The sequence below is a fragment of the Stenotrophomonas africana genome (genome assembly GCF_013004645.1).
GTDB classification, from domain to species: domain Bacteria; phylum Pseudomonadota; class Gammaproteobacteria; order Xanthomonadales; family Xanthomonadaceae; genus Stenotrophomonas; species Stenotrophomonas africana.
Map to the genome: position 1 here is coordinate 229,453 of NZ_JABEME010000007.1, position 21,898 is coordinate 251,350.

Below are 21,898 nucleotides of genomic sequence, written 5' to 3' on the forward strand. Positions count from 1 at the left end.
GTCTGATCGAAACCATTATTGGTAGTACCAATAATGGGTGGCCACGGCGATCCACCGCCTGCGGTGGGACACCTTCCGCATCCAGTCGAGAGTCTTCATGCAGCCCTGGCAACACCTGTACGACCCCGCCGGCAACCTGTGGTTGTCCAGCCTGATCGCGTTGCTGCCGATCGCGTTCTTCTTCGTTGCCCTGGCCGTGCTGCGCATGAAGGGCTGGCTGGCCGGCACGATCACCGTGGCCATCGCGCTTGGCGTGGCCCTGTTGTTCTACCGCATGCCGTTGACCCAGGCGCTGGGTGCGGCCGGCTTCGGCTTCGTCTACGGCCTGTGGCCGATCGCCTGGATCATCATCGGCGCGGTGTTCCTCTACAAGGTCTCGGTCAAGACCGGTCAGTTCGACATCATCCGCGCTTCGATCCTGTCGGTCACCGAAGACCAGCGCCTGCAGATGCTGATGGTCGGCTTCGCCTTCGGTGCCTTCCTGGAGGGCGCGGCCGGTTTCGGTGCGCCGGTGGCGATCACCGCAGCATTGCTGGTCGGGTTGGGCTTCAAACCGCTGTATGCCGCCGGCCTGTGCTTGATCGTCAACACCGCGCCAGTGGCGTTCGGTGCGATGGGCATTCCGATCATCGTGGCCGGGCAGGTCACCGGCCTGGATGCATTCGAGATCGGCCAGATGGCCGGTCGCCAGCTGCCGTTCCTGACCGTGATCGTGCTGTTCTGGATCATGGCGATCATGGACGGCTGGCGTGGCATCAAGGAAACCTGGCCGGCAGTGCTGGTGGCCGGTGGCTCGTTCGCCATCGCGCAGTACCTGACCTCGAACTTCATCGGCCCGGAGCTGCCGGACATCACCGCTTCGCTGGCGTCGCTGGTCTGCCTGACCCTGTTCCTGCGCCGCTGGAAGCCGGTACGGATCTTCCGCTTCGATACCGAAACCAGCGCCGAGGCCGCCGCACAGGCACTGGAGGCGCCGCGCTACAGCGTCGGCCAGATTGCCAAGGCGTGGTCGCCGTTCCTGATCCTCACCGCGATGGTCACGCTGTGGAGCATCAAGCCGTTCAAGTCGCTGTTCGCGGCGGGCGGCCCGCTGGAAAGCTGGGTGCTGAAGCTCCCGGTGCCCGGCCTCGACCAGAGGGTGCAGAAGATGCCGCCGATCGTGGACGCGCCGCTCAGCTACGAGGCGGTCTACAAATTCGACTGGTTCTCGGCCACCGGTACCTCGATCATCCTCGCGGCGGTGATCGCGATCATCGCGCTGCGCATGCCAGCGCGGTCGGCACTGCAGACCTTCGGCGAAACCGTGCGTGAGCTGCGCATGCCGATCTACTCGATCGGCATGGTGCTCGCGTTTGCCTTCATCGCCAACTATTCGGGCCTGTCGGCAACGCTGGCGCTGGCATTGGCGCACACCGGTGACGCGTTCCCGTTTTTCTCGCCGTTCCTGGGCTGGCTGGGCGTGTTCCTGACCGGCTCGGATACCTCGTCCAATGCACTGTTCTCGGCGCTGCAGGCGACCACCGCACAGCAAATCGGCGTGTCCGACGTGCTGCTGGTGGCGGCCAACACCACCGGAGGCGTCACCGGCAAGATGATCTCGCCGCAGTCGATCGCCATTGCCTGTGCTGCGGTCGGCCTGGCCGGCAAGGAATCGGACCTGTTCCGCTTCACGGTCAAGCACAGCCTGGTCTTCACCACGATGGTCGGCCTGATCACCCTGGCCCAGGCCTACTGGCTGACCTGGATGATTCCCTGAGCCATGCCGCGCGGCCTGACCCTCTGTTACACGCTTCGGGCCACAATGGCGCCATGAGCACGCAACGTATTTCGGACAAGGTGGCCGCGCAGCTGCGCGGCCTGGTGCAGGAACAGCGGCTGCAGCCCGGCGACCGGCTGCCGGCCGAGCGCGCCCTGGCGGTGCAGCTGGGGGTCTCGCGCACCGCGCTGCGCGAGGCAATCGCGCAGCTGGCCAGCCAGGGTCTGCTGACCGCACGGGTTGGTGGCGGTACCTACGTGGCCGAACCTGCGGCGCGCGCGCGGCAGGCGCTGGATGAACCGCTGGCGCCGTATCTGCCGCTGTTCCAGGGCGACCCGGAGTATCGCTTCGACGTGCTGGAGATCCGTCACGCGCTGGAGGGTGCCACTGCCTGGCATGCAGCGTTGCGTGCCACCGACGAGGACCGCACGCGCATCGCGCAGGCCTTCCAGACCATGATGGACGCGCACGGCAAGGACGATCCCACCGGTGAAGCGGAGGCTGACGCGGCCTTCCACCTGTCCATCGCCGAGGCCTCGCACAACCTGGTGCTGCTGCAGGTGATGCGCGGCCTGTTCGAACTGCTGCAGACCAACATCTCGCAGAGCCGCGAAAAGCTCTACACCTCGGCGAGGACCTTCTCGCCATTGTCCGACCAGCACCGCGAGATGATGGATGCGGTGCTGGCCGGCGACCCCGAACGCGCGCGCGCCGCCGCGCATGCCCACCTCGAGTTCGTGCACACCACGCTGCGCACCCTCGATGACAACGAAGCCCGGCGTGCGCGGGCCTCGCGTCTACCTTCCCCACACGGTTGACCCCATGATCATCTCCGCCTCCACCGATTACCGTGCCGCAGCGCAACGCCGGCTGCCGCCGTTCCTGTTCCACTACATCGATGGCGGCGCGTATGCCGAGCACACGCTGAAGCGCAACGTTTCCGACCTGTCCGACATCGCGCTGCGCCAGCGCATCCTGCGCAACATGTCCGACCTGAGCCTGGAAACCGAGCTGTTCGGCGAGAAGCTGGCGATGCCGGTGGCGCTGGCGCCGGTCGGCCTGACCGGCATGTATGCCCGGCGTGGTGAGGTACAGGCGGCGCGCGCGGCCGACAGCCGCGGCATCCCGTTCACCCTGTCCACCGTATCGGTGTGCCCGATCGAGGAAGTGGCACCGGCCATCCAGCGGCCGATGTGGTTCCAGCTGTATGTGCTGCGCGATCGTGGCTTCATGCGCAACGCGCTGGAGCGGGCGCAGGCCGCGGGCGTGACCACGCTGGTGTTCACCGTGGACATGCCGGTGCCGGGCGCGCGCTACCGCGATGCACACTCCGGCATGAGCGGCCCGAATGCCTCGCTGCGCCGTGTCGGCCAGGCCATCACCCATCCGCACTGGGCGTGGGACGTCGGCCTGTTCGGCCGTCCGCATGACCTGGGCAACATCTCCACCTACCGTGGCAACCCGACCGGGCTGGAGGATTACATCGGCTGGCTGGGCAGCAACTTCGATCCCTCCATATCCTGGAAGGACCTGGAGTGGATCCGCGAATTCTGGAAGGGCCCGATGGTGATCAAGGGCATCCTCGACCCGGATGACGCGCGTGATGCGGTCACGTTCGGTGCCGATGGCATCGTGGTCTCCAACCACGGTGGCCGCCAGCTGGACGGCGTGCTGTCCACCGCACGCGCACTGCCGGCCATCGCCGACGCGGTACAGGGCGACCTGAAGATTCTTGCCGATTCCGGCATCCGTACCGGCCTGGACGTGGTGCGCATGCTGGCGCTGGGTGCCGATACCGTGCTGTTGGGGCGTGCCTTCGTCTATGCACTGGCCGCGCAGGGCGAGGCCGGCGTGGCCAACCTGCTGGATCTGATCGCCAAGGAAATGCGCGTGGCGATGACGTTGACCGGCGCGCGTCGCATCGCCGACATCGGCCGCGATTCGCTGGTCAGCCTGGCATGAGTGGCCACGATGCCGTGCTGATGCAGTTGCGCGACGCGGTCGGCAGCCACCATGTACTGACTGGCGACAAGGCCACGCGCCGCTTCCGGCGTGGCTACCGATTCGGCGACGGTCCGGTGCTGGCGGTGGTGCGCCCGGGCACCTTGCTGGAACTGTGGCACGTGCTGCAGGCGGCGGTGCAGGGTGGGGCGGCGATCATCCTGCAGGCGGCCAATACCGGCCTGACCGGCGGCTCGACCCCGGACGGCAACGACTATGGGCGGCCGATCGTGCTGGTCAGCACGCTGCGCCTGACCGGCATCCAGCTGTTGAACGAGGGCCGCCAGGTGCTGTGCCTGCCGGGCGCCACGCTGGACCGCCTGGAGCAGACGCTGGCCCCGCTGGGCCGTGAACCGCATTCGGTGATCGGCTCATCCTGCATCGGCGCCTCGGTGCTGGGCGGCATCTGCAACAACTCCGGCGGCGCGTTGGTGCGCCGTGGCCCTGCCTACACCGAGCTGGCCCTGTACGCGCAGGTCGATGCGCAGGGCCAACTGCAGCTGGTCAACCATCTCGGCATCGCGCTGGGCGATACACCCGAGCAGATCCTGCAGCGCCTGCAGGCTGGCGACTACAGTGCCGCTGAAGTGGGTGACGGCGACGGCCGCGCCGCCTCCGATCCACGCTACGCCGACGAAGTGCGCCGGATCGACGCCGATACCCCGGCGCGCTTCAACGCTGACCCCAGCCGCCACTACGAGGCTGCCGGTTCGGCCGGCAAGCTGGCGGTGTTCGCGGTGCGCCTGGATACCTTCGAAAAGGAGGCCGCCGAGGTCTTCTACATCGGCAGCAACCGCACCGACAGCCTCACTGCGATCCGGCGCCAGCTGCTGACCGGATTCGAGCGCCTGCCGATTGCCGGCGAGTACATCCACCGCGATGCCTATGACATCGGCGAGCGCTACGGCAAGGACAGCTTCCTGCTGATCGACCGCCTTGGCACTTCCCGCGTGCCCGCCGCGTTCGCGTTGAAGAGCCGGGTCGATGGCTGGTTCGAACGGCTGGGCCTGCGCGGGGTGACAGACCGGGTGATGCAGGTGCTGACCGGCCTGCTGCCTTCGCACCTGCCCAAGCGCATGGGCGAGTTCCGCCAGCGTTATGAGCATCATCTGTTGCTGAAGGTCTCCGCGCAGGACGCAGCAGAAACCGAGGCCTGGCTGCGCGACTTCTTCGCTGGCCACGAAGGTGGCTATTTCCACTGCACGGCGGACGAGGGGCGCAAGGCGTTCCTGCATCGCTTCGCCGTGGCCGGTGCCGCGGTGCGTTACCGCGAAGTGCATCGCGACCAGGTGCAGGACATCGTGGCGCTGGACATTGCCCTGCGCCGAGATGATGCCGACTGGTTCGAGCAGTTGCCGGCCGATATCGACGGCCGCCTGCTGCACAAGCTGTACTACGGGCACTTCCTGTGCCACGTGTTCCACCAGGACTACATCGCGCGCAAGGGCGAAGACCCGATGGCGATCGAGCATGCGATGTGGGCGCTGCTGGACCGGCGTGGCGCCGAGTATCCGGCCGAGCACAACGTCGGCCACCTGTACCCGGCCAAGCCCGCATTGGCCGGGTTCTACAAGCAGCTGGACCCGAGCAATACGTTCAATCCCGGTATCGGCCAGACGTCGAAAGCCAAGGGCTGGGGGAGCTGCGACTGCGGATGATGTAGAGCCGAGCCTATGCTCGGCTGTTCTTCCCGACAAACAGCAGTCGAGCATGGCTTGACTCTACAAAGGTGATGGCGGGCAACGGTTACCATCGAAAGCCCAGCCGCAGGAGCCATCCATGCCCACCGCTACCGCCCGTGCCACCCTGTACGCTGCACTGCTGGCTACCCCGGTGCTGGTGCTGGCCCAAGGCTCGGTCCTGCCGCAGCAGCGCGATGCCGCCGGCAACGTGATGGAGCCGCTGGGGCAGGTGCTGATCGCGAGTGAGACTGGGCCGTCGGGGCTTTATGACTGCACGCGGGACGGCAACTGGTGCGTGCGCGTGCAGCCGGTCGCCGAGGAGGGTGACCGGCCGACCGTGCTGGAAGTGCTTGAGAAGGCGCCGGGCCAGGGCAAGCCGCACACCTACCACGTCAGCATCGACGTGCCGCAGGAAAGCGAGCTGTCGCTGTGGCCATGGATCGTGCGGCTGGCCCCAGGCGTGGGCAGCGATGAACCAGTGACCGATCCGCAGCAGCGCGCCCGCCAGAATGTGCTGGTGGGCGGCATCGTCACGTTCAGCACCATGTACTCCGGTGGCGGTGCAGACGTGTCCACGCTGCAGCTGGCACGCGTGCGCCACCTGCAGGACGACATCCAGGTGGACGACGACGTGCTGACTGTGCCATGGCTGGGTAATGCGATGATCCGCGCCTGTTTCAGCGAGCAGGACATGAAACAGCGCGCGGGTGCCTGCCACGATGAATACGGCTTCTCGGCGAAGCTGGCGCTGGATACGGCTGCCGAGGGCATGCCGGTGCTGCGCTACCAGACCGTGGCGACCCGGTTCCCCGCCGGCGCTTCACGCTTCGAGGATTCGCTGGCCAAGGGCCCGCTGAAGAAGCAGGATCTGCGCAGCGAGCAGGACCCGGCGTGCACCTACACGCGGCTGTTCCGCTTCGGGGAGGGAATGTTCCATCCCGACCAGGCGCTGCCGGACTGTGCCGGCTATACCGAACCCTGAAATGTAGAGTCGAGCCATGCTCGACTGGTCTTCGGATGGGCCGCGCGAAAAGCCAGTCGAGCATGGCTCGACTCTACAAGAGCGGTCGCCGCGCTTACTCGCAGCGGGTGGCGGTGATGATGTTGTCCTTGTCCACGAACACGCGCAGGCGGTCCTGGCGGATGTCCTTGGTGGTGATGGTGCTGGGGCCGATCGGGTTGACCAGGCCGGCACCGCTCTCGCGGGACAGGCGGCGGATGTTGGGTTCATTGGCCGGCTGGCCGATCGCCCAGCCCAGCTGGCTGGCGTCGCAGCGGCCGCTGCCTTTGACTTCCGGGCCAGGCGTACTGACACAGGCCGACAGCAGCAGGGCAGAGGCCGGCAGCAACAGGGACAGACGGAATGCAGACATGCGAGCGCTCCTGCGCAGGAAAGATGGCGGGAACGATAGCACCGGGCGTGCGAAAGGCGTCAGCGTCCCGGTCATTGCCGGCACAGCGTGGTCATTGCATAGTGGGAGGAATGGCTGGCAGTACGCCAGCGGGCAGGCCGGGCCTTTCCGGCGCAGGTGTTGGATACGGTATGACGGCAGGCAGTTTCCGCGGCAAAGACAGGACGATGACGGCGCTGGTGTTGTCGTTGCTGGGCGTGGCGTTTGCCGCCTCCGCTGCCGATCCGGAACCCGCGCCGGTCGAAACCCCGGTATTCGGTGCCTGGCGCAACCTGCAGACCGAAGCGGGCTACGAGCCTGCGCAGCGCAACCTGGCGTTTGCCATGCTGCCGCAGGCGGCGACCCGAGGCGATCGTTTCGCCATCCTCGACCGTGAAGGCAAGCGGACGGTGTGCTGCCTGCAGGTGGCCAGTCCCTCGCTGGGCGTGGCTGCGCTGCGTGAGCAGTACCACCTGCCGCAGGCCTGGGTGACCGACCTGAGCAATGGCCGCAGCCCCGCACGCCCCTATGTGCCGCACGTCTATGCGATGCAGCGGGTGGACGAGCTGGTCGACTACAGCTTCGCCGATGTGCCTGGCGCCTACAGCGACCTGGGCGGGCTGCTGATTCCGGAAGGTGCCGCGCTGGAGGCCGACGGCAGCGCCGTGCGCCTGGGGGACACCCGCTACCCGCTGCATTTCCAGCGCCAGCCGCACGCCGATGACGATGGCGCGCTGGACCGCTACAGCCTTCAGGCCGGCGAGGGTGCCGCCCCGATCGTGGTTGAAGTGCCGTTCGGCACCTACTGATTGCAGCATTGCACTGGCTAGAATGCAGCGCGGCGCTGTCTGCCGTGCCTGCTCCGTGAGTCGTTTCCGTGTCCCTGCGCCCCTTCCTGCTGCCGTCCCTGCTGCTGTTGTCCGCCTGTGCCAGCGCGCCACCGCCGGCGCCGGCCCATTCCGATGCATTGTGGCGATTGATCGAACGTGACTGCCGGGGCGCCGAAGGGCCACGCGGCGACTGCCTGCGCGTGGAGACGGCCGCAGACCGCCGCGATGTGCTGGTCAAGGACGCGCACGGCGACTACCAGTTCCTGCTGATGCCGCTGGACAAGGTCAGCGGTATCGAGAACCGCAGCCTGTACCAGCGCGGTGCACCGAACTACTTCGCTGCGGCCTGGCAGGCGCGCAGCCACACCGAACAGGCCTTGCGGCAACCGCTGCCGCGCAACGTCGCCAGCCTGGCATTGAACTCGCCGCACGGCCGTTCGCAGCACCAGCTGCATATCCATGTGGATTGCCTGCGTGCCGACGTGCTGCGGGCGCTGGACACGCATGCTGCCGCCGTCGGCAGCCGCTGGGCACCGTTGCCGGTGCTGCTGCGCGGCCATCAGTACCAGGCCCGCCTGCTGCCGGGCGAGGAACTGACCGCCAATCCGCTCAATCTGCTGGCCTATGACCTCGCTGGCGTGGACGACGTGGGCCAGTGGAGCCTGGTCGTGGCCGGCCGGGACGCCGTGCAGGGCGGTCCGGGCTTCATCCTGCTGGCCACCCGCGTGGACGCCGGAACCGGCAACGAGGCCAGCGCTGAAGAACTGCAGGACCACGCGTGTTCGGTGCTGACCGGTGCCGGCAATGCGCTGGAGCGGGTGCGCTAGTCCAGCGCGCGATGCTGGCCGCGCCACATCGGCGCGGTCAATGCCAGCAGCTGGCGATCCTGCCAGCCATCCAGATCCAGATGATGGTCGCGCAGCAGGCCTTCCTGCTCGAAGCCGAAGGCGTGCAGCGCAGTGGCGAACGGGTCATTGCAGTCTGGTGGCAGCATCACGAACAGGCGATGCAGGCCGACATCCTCGAACAGGAACGGGCACAGCGCTCGCAGCGCGGCGTCGGTATGCGGGTGCCAGTGCTGTAGCGACAGCAACTCGGCACTGCGCGCGTGCAGCGACTGCAGGCGGATATGCAGCTGATCCAGCACCGTGCCGTGTTCGTCGTCGAACACCCCCAGAAGCAGCTGATCGTTGTCCTGCTCCAGCCGTGAGCGATGCATGTGGGCGAGAAAGCGTGCCTCCTCGTCGATGTCGCCGGGTTGACGGCGGCCGCGCCGGCGGCGGTCATCGAACAAGCGCCAGCGTGGCAGATCGGTGCGTAGGAATGGACGCAGGGTGACCGGCGCCGCCTGCAGCTGCAGCAGATGGCGGCGCTGCACCGGGCGCAGCGGGGGAAGAGCGGGGGGCGGGTACGGGGTCGTCATCCCAGCAACGATGGCCGTGCCAGCAGCGCCAGACCATTCAAAACATTGCAAAAACACGCCGGGCATCGGGCCGGCCCTGATTCGGTTCAGGCATAAGACCATCAGGGCTGGTCATTTCCGTTGAAACCATCCATTCAGGACACTTTCGTTACGGGATCGTTATGCGCCGCTCAGGCCGCTGCTCCCGTACCACCACCCACTCCCCCAGGAAGCCCATGTCCGCCTTTCACAAGGCGCTGCGCCCGCGTCCGCTGGTGCTCGCGCTGTCGTCCCTGATGCTGGTCTCGTTGCCGGCCTTCGCGCAGGAAAGCGCACCCACCTCATTGCAGGAAGTGAAGGTCACCGGCTCGCGCATTCCACGTGCCAGTGTCGAGGGACCGTCGCCGGTGACGGTGATCAGCCGCGAGCAGATCGACGCGCAGGGTTACCGCAACGCCTTCGATGCGCTGAGCGCGCTGACCGAGAATACCGGCAACGTGCAGGGCGAGGACTTCGGCAATACCTTCACCCCGGCCGCCAACACCATCAACCTGCGCGGGCTGGGCCCGAACCGCACGCTGGTGCTGGTCAACGGCCGCCGCCAGGCCGACTACCCGCTGGCCTACGAGGGCTCGGTGAACGTGGTCAACCTGGCCAACATTCCCAGCGCGCTGATCGAGCGCATCGAGGTGCTGGCTGCGGGTGCGTCGGCGGTGTACGGCTCCGATGCCATCGCCGGCGTGGTCAACATCATCCTCAAGGACCGCTTTGAGGGTGTGGACGTGAACGTGCGCGCCGGCGGCACCCAGCAGGGCGGTGGTGACAACCAGCGCGCGCAGGTGGTCGGTGGCAGTTCCGGCGAGCGTTGGGATGCATTGTTCGGCTTCGAGTTCGATGTGCGCAAGGCGATCCATGCGCGCCAGCGCGACTTCATGGATTCGCTGGATGATGACCCGGCCGGCAAGGCGCCGCAGGCGACCGCGATCGCCTATCGCCGCAATGCTGCCACCGGTCGCAACATCGATCCGGGCGTCAACGGCTGCGAGGCAGCGTCGGACATCTATGGCGGCAGTGTGTTCCGCGCCAACAACCCGCGCCAGGGCTGGTACTGCGGCAGCAATGAGGCAGCGGCCAGCTACTGGACGGTGCAGACCGAGAAGCGCAACCTCAACGGCTACGGCCTGTTGACCTTCCACGTCAACGAGACCACCGACCTGTTCGCCGATGTCGCCGTGGGCAGCGCGCGGATCTACAACAACACGCGTGCACCGACCTGGACCTCGGCCCGCAACTACTTCTACAACCAGACCACCGGCAACCTGGAAAGCTGGTATCGCCGCTTCGCGCCGGAGGAAATCGGCGGCCTGCCGCGCAATGCCAACCGCTTCCTGGAAAACTCGTGGTCGTTCAATGTCGGCGCACGTGGCCAGATCGGCGACAGTGGCTGGGACTATGAGGCGGTCTACAGCCGCTCGCGTTACGAGAACCGCACCCGCCGCCCGGTGCTGCTGGCTGGCATCAACGAATACCTGCTCGGCCCGAAGCTGGGCGTACGCAACGGCGTTGAGGTCTATGCGCCCGACCCGGCACGCCTGTTCAAACCGTTGACCCCGAACGAATACGAGGGGCTGTCCGACTACCAGGAAAGCCGCAATGCGGCATGGCTGCAGACCTTCAGTGCCAGCGTCAACGGCCGCCTGTTCGCGCTGCCTGGGGGCGATGCGGCGTTGGCGGCGGTGGTCGAAGCCGGCAGCCAGGGCTACCGCAACCGTCCGGACCCGCGCCTGGGCAGCGGCGAGTTCTGGAATACCAGCGCCGGTATCGGTGCCGGCGGCGAGCGTGACCGCTATGCCGCAGGTGTGGAACTTCAGCTGCCGCTGCTGCAGTCGCTGACCACCACGCTGGCCGGTCGCTATGACCAGTACCGTGCTGGTGGCGAGCACATCGGCAAGGCGACCTGGAGCTTCGGCGTCGAGTTCCGTCCGGTCGAGAGCCTGCTGATCCGCGGTACGGCGGCGACCAGTTTCCGTGCGCCGGACATGAACTACGTGTTCGCCACCGAAACCCGCGGCTACAACCCGGGCATGACCGACTACTGGCGCTGCCGCACCGCAGGCCAGTCGTACGACAACTGCGACTACAACGGCCTGTCGATCGATTACAGCAACCGCGCCAATGCGCAGCTGCAGCCGGAATCTGCCAAGTCGTATGGCTTCGGCGTGGTCTGGTCGCCGCTGTCCGGCCTGGATTTCAGCGCCGACTACTACGACATCCGCATCGACAACGAGGTGACCAGCCTCGATACCAGCCGCATCCTGCGTGACGAGGCCGATTGCCGCCTGGGCCGCACGCTGGGCGGCGAAGCGCGCGATATCGGTTCACCGCTGTGCCAGGACGCGCTGTCGCGGGTGATCCGCAACCCGTCCAATGCGACCGTGCAGCCGGACCAGGTGACCCGTGTGCTGATCAACCCGATCAACGCCGCCTCCGAATCGGTGCGCGGCCTGGACCTGAAGGGCAACTGGCGTTTCGATGCCGGCCGCTACGGCCGCTTCACCACGCGCCTGGCCTACACCGTGGTGCTGGAGCACAAATACCGGCAGTTCTCCGATGATCCGGAGCGTGACATCCGCAACTCGCTGGATGACTACCAGTGGCGCAGCAAGGCCAACGGCAGCATCACCTGGAACCAGGGTGACTGGACCACAACGCTGTACGGCAACCGCTTCGGCTCGCTGCCGAAGACCGATGGCAGTGGCCGCATCGCGCCGTACATGACCTACAACGCCAGCGTGTTCCGCCAGTTCGGCGAGAACCTGTCGGTGGGCGTGATCGTCAACAACCTGCGTGACAGCCGCCCGCCGGCGGACAAGAACGGTGGCGGCTGGCCGTTCTACCCGGTCGGCAACTACGACCCGTATGGCCGCCAGTACTGGGTGCAGCTGGACTACCGGTTCCGCTGATCCGGCAGGCGAACGAAAGGCCCGGCATTGCCGGGCTTTTCTTTGTGCGATGCACATGTGCGAAGGTGCGCGAGCTGGCATGCTTCGGCCATCAAGACCAAGGATGGCAGTCATGGGCGCAGGAAGAGCGTGTTTACTGGCGGGGGTGCTGTTGGTGACAGCGGGGTGCAGCGGTGACAATGCCGGGGCGGCCGTAGACAGTGCTGATGTTGCCGCGGCGCCGGTATCGGCAACAGCCGTTGCGTCGAAGGCACCGTTGGGCAACATACCCGATGCGGGACCGGCGGCTTCGGCGCAGGCAGCAGACCAGACGCTCGGTGCTGCACCACCTGCATTGACCGCCCATGGCAGGAAGCCCACGACATGGGGGACCCTGGACGGTGAAAACATGCTGATGAGTGAGGGTGCACTGTCCGACCAGGAGGCCGGTAAGGTCATCGGCTCCAGCAAGGCCTATGCACGGGCCTTGCTGCAGTTCGAGCGTGATGCCGCGGGCAATCCCGACGCGCAGGATCTGACCACGCTGTACCGCGCGGCAGTGGCACGCACGCTGGGGCCGGACATGGCGCTGGCCTCCTTCGCTTGTGGCTACAGCCTGTGCATGGGCGAAATCCACAGCGGGAATGCCGACGGATTCAGCCACTGGACCAGAACGTTCGGGGACGACAGTGCCGCGCCACAGTACGCGTTCATGAGTGGCGAATTCCTGCAGGGCGGGGGGCAGTCGATCGGCCGTTTCGTGTTTTCCACCGACCCGGCGGCGAATGGCATTACGACGCGGTAGCGCCGGACCACGCCCGGCGATACATCAAGCTAGGGAAGAGCCTGCATCAGGTACGACTCGATGACGTAGCTGAAAGGCTGCTGCTGGCGGTCGCGCAGCAGGGCACGCACCTCCAGGATCACGCCGTGGTCGCCTTCGCCCCGCGGTGGCCAGAACGTCTGGTCGGCCAGGGTCTGGCGCTGGAAGCCCAGCGGACCGACCACGCGTCCGAACGGTTCGTCGGTGCTGTCCAGTACCTGGTTCATGGCCGGGCTGAGGTGGCCAGGCAGGTACCAGTTGTCGGCCTCGGACAGCACGCGGCTGCCGCAGACCAGCTGCACGCGGCGATAGCGCAGGTCGGTGCCGGGTTTCGCGCCCAGTGCCTGCAGCACGTCGGCCGGTGCCGTCTTGTCCTGGCCGTGCACGCGCACCGCGCGGACCCGGGCCTGTTCGGCCAGCCCATGTTCGGCACACCAGTGTTCCAGGGTCGCGGTCGCGCTCTGCCCGGACAGCACGCGCTGGTGCAGGCGCTCGACCAGTGCCCCCGGGGCGATCCGCTGCTGGCCCGGCGGCGACTGCAACGGCGCGGCGGCCGCGGCATCGGTGGCGGACAGGCTGGCGATCGGCGCGGCGGCGAGCAGGGACGCGGCCTGCCAGCGGCGGAGACGGTCGTGGCGGTCGGACGGGCCCATGCGGCATCACAGCGGAAACAGGCGCCTATGGTACCCGTTCAGCGGTGTGCACGGCGTGGCTGCGACCGGCGGTCGCAGGGGCATTCATCGGCCTGGTGAATGCGTGCCATCCAGATATTTCGTTGGCCGATGGCTGTGCCGAGGCGCACGATGGCGCCAGTCCTGGCTTTTCTGGAGCTCCCGATGACCCTGCAGTTCGTCCACGGTGGCGTTGCCCGCGATGGCGCACCGCTGCATTTCCATATCCGCGATGGCCGCATCAGCGGGCTCAATGGCGAGGCCACGCCGGCCGAAGGGGCGGAATGCGTCGATCTGAAGGGCTTCGCGGTGCTGCCCGGGCTGGTCGACGGCCACATCCACCTGGACAAGAGCTTCGTCGGCGACCGTTGGCACCCGCATCAGCCGGTGAACAGCCTGCGTGAGCGGTTGGCGGTGGAGAAGGCGGCGGTGGCGGGTGCGGCACCGATGGTGGACCGTGCCGAGGCACTGATCCGCCAGTGCAGCGGCTTCGGCACCGTGGCGATGCGCTGCCACGTCGATATCGACGCCAGCACCGGGCTTGGCCATCTCGAGGCAGTACGCGAGGCGGCGTTGCGCTGTGCCGACATCATGCGCATCCAGCTGGTGGCATTCCCGCAGGCCGGGGTGATGTCCTGTCCGGGTACCGCCACCGTGCTGGAGCAGGCGCTTGCCGCGGGCGTGGAAGTGCTCGGCGGCATCGACCCCACCACGCTCGATGGCGATGCTGAAGGCCAGCTGGCGCTGCTGTTCGGCCTGGCCGAGCGCTATGGCGTGCAGTTGGATATTCACCTTCATGAGCCCGGCGAAACCGGCCTGGCGCAGCTGCTGCGCATCGCCGCGCGTACGCGGGCGGCAGGCCTGCAGGGGCGGGTGGCGGTCAGCCATGCCTATTCGCTGGGTGACGTGCCGCTGGCGCGCGCGCTGCAGGTGGGCGAAGCACTGGCCACGGCGGGTGTGGCGATCATGAGCAACGCGCCGGGTGATCATCCGTTCCCGCCGCTGCGCGCCCTGCATGACGCCGGTGTGCGCGTGTTCGCCGGCAACGACAACATCCGCGACTGCTGGTGGCCGTATGGCAATGGCGACCTGCTGCAGCGGGCGATGCTGCTGGGCTACCGTTCCGGGTTCTACACCGACGCCGACCTGATGCTGGCGCTGGACATGGTCACCACCCACGCCGCGCAGGTGATCCGCCTGCCGCAACATGGCATTGCCGAAGGCCGGCCGGCGACGTTCGTGGCGGTGCGTGCAGACCATGGCCCGGCGGCCGTGGCCGCAGTGCCGGTGGAACGACGCGTAGTGGTCGACGGTCGCTGGCTGTAGATCCACGCCATGGCGTGGATCATGGCGTCAAGCCAGTGCGAAGGGCGACCCAACCCCTGTAGTGCCGAGCCATGCTCGGCAGCCTTTTTCGCCAGCTGCCGGAACATGCGACGTCGATCAGGATTCATCCACGCATGGCGTGGATCTACCACGGCGCAACGGCAGTTCCGGTAGCGCCGCGCCACGCTCAGCGGCTTTTCAAGCGTAATCGTCGGCGCGGGTAGCTACGAACTCTTCCAGCCACGCCAGCAGATGGGCGATGTCGATGACCTCGCCCTGCTCGACGCGCTTGAGCAGCAGCGTGCTGGCGCCGATCTGCAGGCTGCTGTCGGCATAGCGCAGCACCGCGTCGATGCCCCAGGCATCGGTGACCTGCATCCAGGCCAGGCCCGGCACGCGCTGGGCCAGGGTATCGCCGAACGCCACGCCCAGTGCTTCCCAGCCATCGCAGTCGTTGCGGTCGATCAGCTCGGCATCGACCACGCGCTGCAGTGTGGCGGCCGCCAGCGGCCACTGCACCGGCAACGTCGGGAAGCCGGCCGCCACGCGCGCGGCGATCAGCGAACGCTGGTGCTGCAGATGCGTCTGCAGGGCAGCGGGCAGGGGATCGAAGCGGGTGGGGATTTCGTCGGACATGGCAAGGCGCCGTGGAGCACGGAAACAAGAGTCACTGTAGCCGGCGATGTAGTGCATTGGCGCGGCAGGTCTGATCAGATATCGATGATCAATGCGCGAACTCTGATTGCTGCCGCAGGTGCAGCATCAAGGTCCGTATACGTCATTCTGCGCGGCTTAATTGTCCGCTCATGGGCTCAGCTGGGCTTGAGCGCTTGCTGGATGATGAGCTCCTCGAGGGCTTCAAGCAGATGATTGATCTCGATGACCTCGCCTTCTTCGACGCGCTTGATCAACATGGTGACGGCGCTGACAATGCTATTGGCCTCTCCATAGCGGAGAACCGCATCGACGCCCCAGGCATCCGTTACTTGGGTCCAGGCAAGTTCCGGTACACGCTGTGCCAGACAGTCACCGAATGCGACCCCCAGTGCTTCCCAGCCGTCACAATCATCATGATCGATCAGCTCTGCATCGACTACGCGTTGCAGCGTGCTCGGCAGCAGCGGCCATTGAACAGGCACGGTGGGGAACGCAGATGCGACAAGGGCAGCAACCTGTGCACGCTGCTGCTGCATGTGCGCGATGAGTGCAGGTGGCAGCGGATCGAACCGGATGTCGGCTTCATCCTTCGGAGCAGGGGTCAAAGTAACCTGGTACGTGCTGGTCATAGGCGGGGTAATCCGGAGAAGGGCGTTCACCACCCTATCGCCCAGGCCTTGGGTACGCCATCAGTGGGCCTTTTGCGACAAGCGTGTAATTGCCGGCGCACCAGCGCCCTTTTCGATGCCCGATGGTCGTTTCTATCCACGCATGGCGTGGGTCGACTGTGGTCAGTCCGGTTCGCGCTGCACCTGCCGCCACAGCTCGCTGGCCAGTGCGCGCACGGCATCATCGGCGTCCGCACGATGCAGCAGGCCGATTTCGTAGTTGTCGATCACCGGCAGCTCACGCTCGCCATCGATGATGCGGTGCTCGCGGCTGACCGCGCGGCGTGGCAGCAGGCTGATGCCGATGCCATCGGCCACCGCGCCCTGGATGCCGCTCAGTGACGAGCTGGTGAAGGCGATGCGCCAGCGCAGGCCCAGCGCTTCCACGGCATGGATCATCTCGTCGCGGTACAGCCCGCGCGGCGGGAAGGTGACCAGCGGCAGCGGGTCCTGCTGCAGGCAGCTGCTGCGCAGGCTGTCGATCCAGTGCATCGGCTCGCGCCGGCAATGCACCGCCTGGCGGCTGTTGCGGCGTTGCTTGACCAGCACCAGGTCCAGCTCGCCGTGATCGAAGCCCTGCGCCAGGTCGCGGCTGAGACCGCTGCTGATCTCCAGTTTGACCTGTGGGTGGCGGCGGCTGAAAGCAGCCAGCATGCGCGTGGTCTGCGCGTTGACGAAATCCTCGGGCACGCCGATGCGGACCGCGGTCTCCACCGTCGCACCGGCCAGCGCCTGGGCCATTTCCTCATTCAGGTCGAGCATGCGCCGCGCGTAGCCGAGCAGGGTGTGGCCGGCGTCGGTGGGGTGCACGTCGCGGTGGCCGCGTTCGAGCAGGCGATGCCCGGCCAGTTCCTCCAGCCGGCGTACCTTCTGGCTGACCGTGGACTGGGTCGAATGCAGGCGCGTGGCCGCCGTGGTGAAGCTGCCGCAGTCGGCGACCATCACCAGGGCCCGCAGCAGGTCCAGTTCGAACAGGGTTCTATTCGATTTGGCACTGTCTTGCATTTGAACATTTCACTTCTGGATACCCAGGCCGACTTCTACCATGCAGGACAGGGGCCGGCAATGCCCGGCTGTTGCTACCGTCGCACGGCGTTCCGTGGCGACGGACATGAGGAGACACTGTCATGCGCGTCCATCATTCCCCTGGCTGGCCTGCGCCGCTCGCGCGAGTGCTGCTGTTGTGCCTGCTGGCCATGGTCACCCCGGCCTGCACCGCAACGTCCAAAGCCGACGTCGATGGCCGCCTGCGTGATGCCGCCAGCCGCGGCGACGCCGATGCGGTGCGACAGGCGATCGAGGATGGGGCCACGCTGGAGGCGCGCGATGGCCAGGGCCGCACCGCGCTGCTGCTGGCCACGCACGGCAACAACGTGGATGCCGCGCGTGAGCTGATCGAAGCCGGCGCCGACGTCAATGCCAAGGATGCGTTGCAGGACAGCGCCTACTTGTACGCCGGTGCGCGCGGCCTGGACGAGATCCTGGCGATGACCCTGGCGCACGGCGCCGATCTGCGCAGCACCAACCGCTATGGCGGCACCGCGCTGATTCCAGCCGCCGAGCGCGGCCACGTCGCCACCGTGCGCACGCTGCTGCGGGCCGGTGTGGCGGTGGACCATGTCAACCGGCTGCACTGGACCGCGCTGCTGGAAGCGATCCTGCTCGGCGATGGCGGTGCGCGCCACGTGCAGATCGTGCAGCTGCTGCTGGAGGCCGGCGCCGACCCGGAGCTGGCCGACGGCGACGGCGTGACGCCGCTGGCGCATGCGCGCCAGCGCGGCTATACCGGAATTGAAACCCTGCTGCGCCAGCACGGCGCGGTGCGCTGAATGCAAACCCCTTCCACCCGCACGCTGGGCGTGCCCACCAGGATGCTGTCCATGTTCCGTTCCCGTCCGTTGTCCCTTGCCATCCTCCTTGCGGTAGCACCGCTGTCGGCGTCTGCCGCCGAGCGCGCCGACCTGCTGATCCGCAATGCCACCGTGGTCGATGTCGAGCACTCCAGCACCCTGGCTGGGCAGAGCGTGGTGATCCGTGGCGAGGACATCGTCGCCGTCGGCCCGGACGCACAGCTGCGCAGCCAGTGGAGTGCGGCCCGCCAGATCGATGCCACGGGCAAGTACCTGATCCCGGGCCTGTGGGACATGCACGTGCACTTCGGCGGTGGCCCGGCGCTGATCGAAGAGAACAAGGCGCTGCTGCCGCTGTACATCGCGCATGGCATCACCACGGTGCGTGACTGTTCCGGCGATCTGCCCGAGCAGGTGCTGCAGTGGCGTGGCGAGATCGCCAAGGGCACCCTGTTCGGCCCACGCCTGCTCAGTTCGGGCGCGAAGATCGAAGGCATCAAGCCGGTCTGGAAGGGCACGATCGAAGTGGGCAGCGAGGCCGACGCCGACAAGGCGATCGCCCGCCTGCAGCACGACAAGGTTGATTTCGTGAAGATCACCGACAGCACGCTGAAGCCGGAGCTGTTCCTGTACTCGGCCAGTGCTGCGCGCAAGGCCGGCTTCAAGGCCTCGGGTCACATTCCGATGGCGCTGACCGTGGAGCAGGCGGTCGATGCCGGACTGGCGTCGATCGAGCACCTGGACTACGCATTCAAGGCCGGCAGCAAGGACGAAGCGAAGATCGCCGCCGACTTCGGTGCCGGCCGCATCGACCGCGCCGAAGCCAACCGCCGCCTCGACGCCAGCTTCGACCGTGACACTGCGATGCACGCCTACCGTGATTTCGCCAAGCGTGGCGTATTCGTGACCCCGACCCTCAACGGTGGCCGCATCCTCGACTTCCTTGATCAGGATGACCACGCCAAAGATCCGTACCTGGCCTACATCGGCCCTGGCCTGCGCGCGACCTACCAGTGGCGCGTGGACCGCGCGGCGAAGGCCACGCCGGCGCAGATCGAAGCGCGCCACGCGCAGTACCACCAGGTGGCCGCAGTGCTGCCGATGCTGCAGGAGGCCGGCGTGACGATCATCGCCGGCACTGATGCAGGCTTCCTCAATTCGTTCAACTTCCCGGGCATCGCCCTGCACCAGGAATTGCAGCTGTTCGTGAAGGAAGGCCTGACCGCGCCGCAGGCGCTGTCGGCCGCAACCCGTTCCGGCCCGGCCTGGTTCGGCCAGATGGACCGTTACGGTGGTGTCGCACAGGGCAAGGCGGCCGATCTGGTGCTGCTGACCGCCAACCCGCTGCAGGACATTGCCGCCACCGAAAAGATCGACAGCGTGATCCTGCGCGGCAACGTGTATGACCGCGCCGCGCTGGACAAGATGCTGGCCGAGACCAAGGCCAAGGTCGCAGCGTGGAACGCCGAGGCGGCCAAGGCCAACTGATTGCGGGGTCGGACGGAATCCACGCATGGCGTGGATCTACCCGTACCCTCGGCAGATCCACGCCACGCGTGGGTGATGCGGCAGGTGACCTAGCGTGGTGCCGGCCGCATTCCATGCAATTGCGGCAGCGCTGCTTTCATCGCATCGATGAAGGCGCGCAGCCGTGGCGGCTGCTGGCGCGCGGCGGGAAACACCACGTGTACCGGCAGTGCCGGCGCCTGCCAGTCCGGTAGCAGCTGCACCAGCCGCCCTTGTGCGAGGTCCTCGGCCACCAGCCAGGCCGAGACCACCGCTGCGCCCAGCCCGGCACATGCGGCTTGTTGCACCACGAACAGGTTGTCGCTGAGCAGGCGCGGGCTGATTGAAAGGGTATGCGCGCGCCCCTGCGCGTCATGCAGCAGCAGGCGTTCGCGGTAGTAGGTGACCAGCGAGATCCACGGCAGAGACTGTGCCTGTTCCGGCGTACCGACCGCTGTGGCGTCCACCAGCGAGGGCGCCGCCACGACGATACGCGGTACCTCCGCGAGCGGCAGTGCGACCATGCGCGGTTCGTCGACCGGCCCCACCCGCACCGCGCAGTCGATGCCTTCCGCGATGAAATCCGGGCGTCGATCTTCCAGGATCCACTCCAGGCTCAGCTGCGGGTGCTGGGCGAGGAACGCAAGCATGGTCGGCAGCAGCTGCGCCTGGCCGAATGCGTGCGGCACCATCACCCGCAGGCGTCCGCGCAGCGTTTCTGGCTCGCCGTGGAGTTCGGCCTGCAGCGACTCCCATTCGTCGACCACGCGTTGCGCATGGCGCTGGCAGCGCAGGCCATCCTCGGTCAGCTGCAGGCCGTGAGTGGAACGCTGCAGCAGGCGCAGGCCGAGCTGCCGTTCCAGTGCCTGCAGGCGGCGACTGACCGTCGGCTGGGTGGTGCCCAGCTGCACGGCCGCAGCAGACAGGCTGCCGGCATCGACGATGCGCAGGAAGGTGCGCAGCAGATCCAGGCGATCGGCGCCGGTGGCGAGGTCGTTCATGCGTTTCGCGTATGAAGTTTATGTGCAAGAGCCTACTACAGACGCTGGGCGAATACGGGCAGGATACGCCCACTTCCTCCACCGGACTCCCCCATGTCTACCCCCTCGCTGTCCGCCGCCGCCACACCCGCGAGCGCGCCCTCCACCCCGCTGGTGCTGGCGATGGCCGCCGGTGCAGGCTTTTCGGTCGCCTCGCTCTACTACAGCCAGCCGATGTTGGGCCTGATTGCCCAGGACCTCGGCGCAGGCGAACGCGCCGCTGGCCTGGTACCGACCCTGACCCAGCTTGGCTATGCACTGGGCATCCTGCTGTTGGCGCCGTTGGGCGACCGCTTCGACCGCCGCAACCTGATCCTGTTGAAGTCCGCGTTGCTGGCACTGGCACTGGGCGCCGCAGCGATGGCCGGGCACCTGCCGGGCCTGCTGATGGCCAGCCTGCTGGTCGGGCTGATGGCCACGCTGGCACAGGACATCGTGCCGGCCGCTGCGGTGCTGGCGCCGGATGCACAGCGCGGCCAGATCGTCGGCCGGGTAATGACCGGCCTGCTGCTCGGCATCCTGTTGTCGCGCGTGGTCAGTGGCGTGGTGGCTGAAGCATGGGGGTGGCGCACGCAGTTCGTGCTGGCCGCGGTATCGGTGGCAGCGATGGGTGCGGTGATGGCGCGTGCGCTGCCGCGTTTCGCACCGACCAGCACGCTGCGCTATCCGGCATTGTTGGGTTCGTTGCTGGCGTTGTGGCGCGAGCAGCCGCAGCTGCGCCGTGCGGTGGCCAGCCAGTCGTTGCTGGCAGTGGGCTTCAGCGCGTTCTGGTCGACCCTGGCGCTGATGCTGCACGCACGTCTGGGCCTGGGCAGTGCGGCGGCGGGTGCGTTCGGTATCGCCGGTGCGGCCGGCGCATTGGCCGCACCGTTCGCCGGCCGCTTCGCTGATCGACTGGGTTGCCATGCAGTGGCGCGGCTGGCGATTGCAGTGGCGCTGCTGGGCTTCGGCCTGTTGCTGACCGAGTCCTGGCTGCCGGCCGCCGCGCTGCTGCCGCTGCTGGTGGTGAGCGCGCTGCTGTTCGACTTCGGTTTCCAGTCGGCGCTGGTGGCGCACCAGACCCTGGTCTATGGCCTGGTGCCGCCGGCACGCAGCCGCCTCAATGCGTTGCTGTTTACGGGCATGTTCATCGGCATGGCCGCCGGCGGTGCGTTGGGCAGCCTGGCGCTGGCGCAATGGGGGTGGCACGGCGTCGCCTGGCTGGCGGTGGTGTGTGCGGGCGGCAGCCTGCTGCTGCGTTTGAAGTAAGGGCGGTGTTCGGCAGGGCTTGCAGCCCTGCACCTGCTGGAGGCAACAGCAACGGCGGGGTTCCTGTAGGTGGGCGGGGTGGGTCCGGTTGAGATCGGAAGAGCG

Annotated in this window: 20 protein-coding genes; 13 read left to right on the forward strand and 7 right to left on the reverse strand. The window is 67.2% G+C overall.

Annotation, left to right across the window (positions count from 1 at the left end; translation table 11 throughout):
* The first annotated feature begins 97 nt into the window (after positions 1-97).
* The 5 genes from lldP to HLA98_RS14225 all read left to right on the forward strand — a co-directional run bounded on the left by lldP (position 98) and on the right by HLA98_RS14225 (position 6,421).
* Complete coding sequence (lldP, locus tag HLA98_RS14205; protein WP_057501416.1) at positions 98-1,756, forward strand: L-lactate permease; 1,659 nt, start codon at positions 98-100, stop codon at positions 1,754-1,756.
* Between the two features lie 53 nt (positions 1,757-1,809).
* Complete coding sequence (gene lldR, locus HLA98_RS14210; RefSeq protein ID WP_008264563.1) at positions 1,810-2,574, forward strand: transcriptional regulator LldR; 765 nt, start codon at positions 1,810-1,812, stop codon at positions 2,572-2,574.
* Positions 2,575-2,578: 4 nt separating this feature from the next.
* On the forward strand, positions 2,579-3,718 hold the full coding sequence (gene lldD, locus HLA98_RS14215) for an FMN-dependent L-lactate dehydrogenase LldD (protein ID WP_057501415.1): 1,140 nt from the start codon (positions 2,579-2,581) through the stop codon (positions 3,716-3,718).
* Positions 3,715-5,415, forward strand: coding sequence for a D-lactate dehydrogenase (gene dld / locus HLA98_RS14220; protein WP_057501414.1), 1,701 nt, complete (start codon positions 3,715-3,717; stop codon positions 5,413-5,415). Before lldD ends, dld begins: the two co-directional genes overlap by 4 nt.
* 121 nt (positions 5,416-5,536) lie before the next feature.
* Positions 5,537-6,421, forward strand: coding sequence for a hypothetical protein (locus HLA98_RS14225; RefSeq protein ID WP_057501413.1), 885 nt, complete (start codon positions 5,537-5,539; stop codon positions 6,419-6,421).
* A 94-nt stretch (positions 6,422-6,515) separates the two neighbouring features.
* On the opposite strand, the gene HLA98_RS14230 is transcribed toward HLA98_RS14225, so the two are convergent.
* Positions 6,516-6,812 (reverse strand): I78 family peptidase inhibitor, encoded by a 297-nt coding sequence (locus HLA98_RS14230; protein ID WP_049437761.1) that lies wholly within the window; start codon positions 6,810-6,812, stop codon positions 6,516-6,518.
* Between the two features lie 170 nt (positions 6,813-6,982).
* On the opposite strand from HLA98_RS14230, the gene HLA98_RS14235 reads away from it, so the two are divergent.
* A complete protein-coding gene (locus HLA98_RS14235; RefSeq protein WP_057501412.1) occupies positions 6,983-7,639 on the forward strand; it encodes a hypothetical protein in 657 nt (218 codons plus the stop codon).
* A 68-nt stretch (positions 7,640-7,707) separates the two neighbouring features.
* Positions 7,708-8,487, forward strand: coding sequence for a CDP-diacylglycerol diphosphatase (locus tag HLA98_RS14240; protein ID WP_057501411.1), 780 nt, complete (start codon positions 7,708-7,710; stop codon positions 8,485-8,487).
* On the opposite strand, the gene HLA98_RS14245 is transcribed toward HLA98_RS14240, so the two are convergent.
* Positions 8,484-9,083, reverse strand: coding sequence for a GNAT family N-acetyltransferase (locus tag HLA98_RS14245; RefSeq protein WP_129550511.1), 600 nt, complete (start codon positions 9,081-9,083; stop codon positions 8,484-8,486). The genes HLA98_RS14240 and HLA98_RS14245 overlap by 4 nt on opposite strands.
* Positions 9,084-9,298: 215 nt before the next feature.
* Here HLA98_RS14245 and HLA98_RS14250 point away from each other — a divergent pair, with 215 nt between their 5' ends.
* Both HLA98_RS14250 and HLA98_RS14255 read left to right on the forward strand, forming a co-directional pair.
* Positions 9,299-12,025: a TonB-dependent receptor plug domain-containing protein gene (locus tag HLA98_RS14250; protein ID WP_129550512.1), complete on the forward strand. Its 2,727-nt coding sequence runs from the start codon at positions 9,299-9,301 to the stop codon at positions 12,023-12,025.
* Positions 12,026-12,137: 112 nt separating this feature from the next.
* Positions 12,138-12,809: a hypothetical protein gene (locus HLA98_RS14255; RefSeq protein WP_129550513.1), complete on the forward strand. Its 672-nt coding sequence runs from the start codon at positions 12,138-12,140 to the stop codon at positions 12,807-12,809.
* Positions 12,810-12,838: 29 nt separating this feature from the next.
* On the opposite strand, the gene HLA98_RS14260 is transcribed toward HLA98_RS14255, so the two are convergent.
* A complete protein-coding gene (locus HLA98_RS14260) occupies positions 12,839-13,480 on the reverse strand; it encodes a hypothetical protein (RefSeq protein WP_057501974.1) in 642 nt (213 codons plus the stop codon).
* A gap of 183 nt (positions 13,481-13,663) precedes the next feature.
* On the opposite strand from HLA98_RS14260, the gene HLA98_RS14265 reads away from it, so the two are divergent.
* A complete protein-coding gene (locus HLA98_RS14265; protein ID WP_057501975.1) occupies positions 13,664-14,824 on the forward strand; it encodes an amidohydrolase family protein in 1,161 nt (386 codons plus the stop codon).
* A gap of 198 nt (positions 14,825-15,022) precedes the next feature.
* Here HLA98_RS14265 and HLA98_RS14270 read toward each other — a convergent pair whose 3' ends face one another.
* The 3 genes from HLA98_RS14270 to HLA98_RS14280 all read right to left on the reverse strand — a co-directional run bounded on the left by HLA98_RS14270 (position 15,023) and on the right by HLA98_RS14280 (position 17,154).
* Positions 15,023-15,460, reverse strand: coding sequence for a DUF3806 domain-containing protein (locus HLA98_RS14270; RefSeq protein ID WP_057501976.1), 438 nt, complete (start codon positions 15,458-15,460; stop codon positions 15,023-15,025).
* 176 nt (positions 15,461-15,636) lie between these two features.
* Complete coding sequence (locus tag HLA98_RS14275) at positions 15,637-16,110, reverse strand: DUF3806 domain-containing protein (protein ID WP_057501977.1); 474 nt, start codon at positions 16,108-16,110, stop codon at positions 15,637-15,639.
* Between the two features lie 162 nt (positions 16,111-16,272).
* A complete protein-coding gene (locus tag HLA98_RS14280; RefSeq protein ID WP_033833894.1) occupies positions 16,273-17,154 on the reverse strand; it encodes a LysR substrate-binding domain-containing protein in 882 nt (293 codons plus the stop codon).
* A 122-nt stretch (positions 17,155-17,276) separates the two neighbouring features.
* On the opposite strand from HLA98_RS14280, the gene HLA98_RS14285 reads away from it, so the two are divergent.
* On the forward strand, positions 17,277-17,978 hold the full coding sequence (locus HLA98_RS14285) for an ankyrin repeat domain-containing protein (RefSeq protein WP_057501978.1): 702 nt from the start codon (positions 17,277-17,279) through the stop codon (positions 17,976-17,978).
* 51 nt (positions 17,979-18,029) lie between these two features.
* On the forward strand, positions 18,030-19,487 hold the full coding sequence (locus tag HLA98_RS14290) for an amidohydrolase family protein (RefSeq protein ID WP_057501979.1): 1,458 nt from the start codon (positions 18,030-18,032) through the stop codon (positions 19,485-19,487).
* Between the two features lie 89 nt (positions 19,488-19,576).
* Here the strand turns inward: HLA98_RS14290 and HLA98_RS14295 are convergent, their stop codons facing one another.
* Positions 19,577-20,506: a LysR family transcriptional regulator gene (locus tag HLA98_RS14295; RefSeq protein ID WP_049445876.1), complete on the reverse strand. Its 930-nt coding sequence runs from the start codon at positions 20,504-20,506 to the stop codon at positions 19,577-19,579.
* A 93-nt stretch (positions 20,507-20,599) separates the two neighbouring features.
* Here HLA98_RS14295 and HLA98_RS14300 point away from each other — a divergent pair, with 93 nt between their 5' ends.
* The gene (locus tag HLA98_RS14300) at positions 20,600-21,793 is read left to right on the forward strand and encodes an MFS transporter (RefSeq protein WP_049445874.1); all 1,194 of its coding nucleotides are present in this window, start codon (positions 20,600-20,602) and stop codon (positions 21,791-21,793) included.
* Positions 21,794-21,898 lie beyond the last annotated feature (105 nt).